Origin of the sequence: Emticicia sp. W12TSBA100-4, from assembly GCF_040253585.1 — a bacterium.
Taxonomy (GTDB): Bacteria; Bacteroidota; Bacteroidia; order Cytophagales; family Spirosomataceae; genus Emticicia.
In genome coordinates this window covers 1-817 of sequence record NZ_JBELAU010000060.1, presented here as the reverse complement: position 1 = coordinate 817, position 817 = coordinate 1, and the positions used below count along the sequence as shown (strand labels likewise).

Below are 817 nucleotides of genomic sequence, written 5' to 3'. Positions count from 1 at the left end.
ACAACTGTTCGCATCTGTTACTACTACTGTGTAGGTACCCGCTATTAGACCGTTTATCGTTGAGGTCGTTGCATTATTACTCCATTTATAGGTATATGGACTTGTGCCGCCTGCTGCTACTACACTCGCACTGCCACTTGCATCGCCATAACACTTCACATCTATGCCACTTGGAGTCGTCGTTAACGCTGCCGTTGGTTGTTTCACTACTACACTCGCCGTTGCTGTACAACTGTTCGCATCTGTTACTACTACCGTGTAGGTACCCGCTATTAGACCGTTTATCGTTGAGGTCGTTGCATTATTACTCCATTTATAGGTATATGGACTCGTGCCACCCGCTGCAACCACACTCGCACTGCCACTTGCATCGCCATAACATTTCACATCTACACTGCTCGGAGTCGTCGTCAATGCTGCCGTTGGTTGTTTCACTAACACACTCGCTGTTGCTGTACAACTGTTCGCATCTGTTACTACTACTGTGTAGGTGCCCGCTATTAGACCGTTTATCGTTGAGGTCGTTGCATTATTACTCCATTTATAAGTATATGGACTTGTACCACCCGCTGCTACTACACTCGCACTGCCACTTGCATCGCCATAACATTTCACATCTACACCACTTGGAGTCGTCGTCAACGCTGCCGTCGGTTGTTTCACTAATACACTCGCTGTTGCTGTACAACTGTTCGCATCTGTTACTACTACCGTGTAGGTGCCAGCTACTAAATTATTGATGCTTGAGCTCGTTGCATTATTACTCCATTTATAAGTATATGGACTTGTGCCACCCGCTGCAACCACACTCGCACTG

At 46.9% G+C, this 817-nt stretch carries 1 protein-coding gene; it reads right to left on the bottom strand.

Translation table 11 applies throughout. From position 1 onward, the window contains the following. Window positions 1-817: SprB repeat-containing protein (locus tag ABR854_RS25730; protein WP_350268729.1), on the bottom strand; the 817-nt coding region annotated here is incomplete at both ends.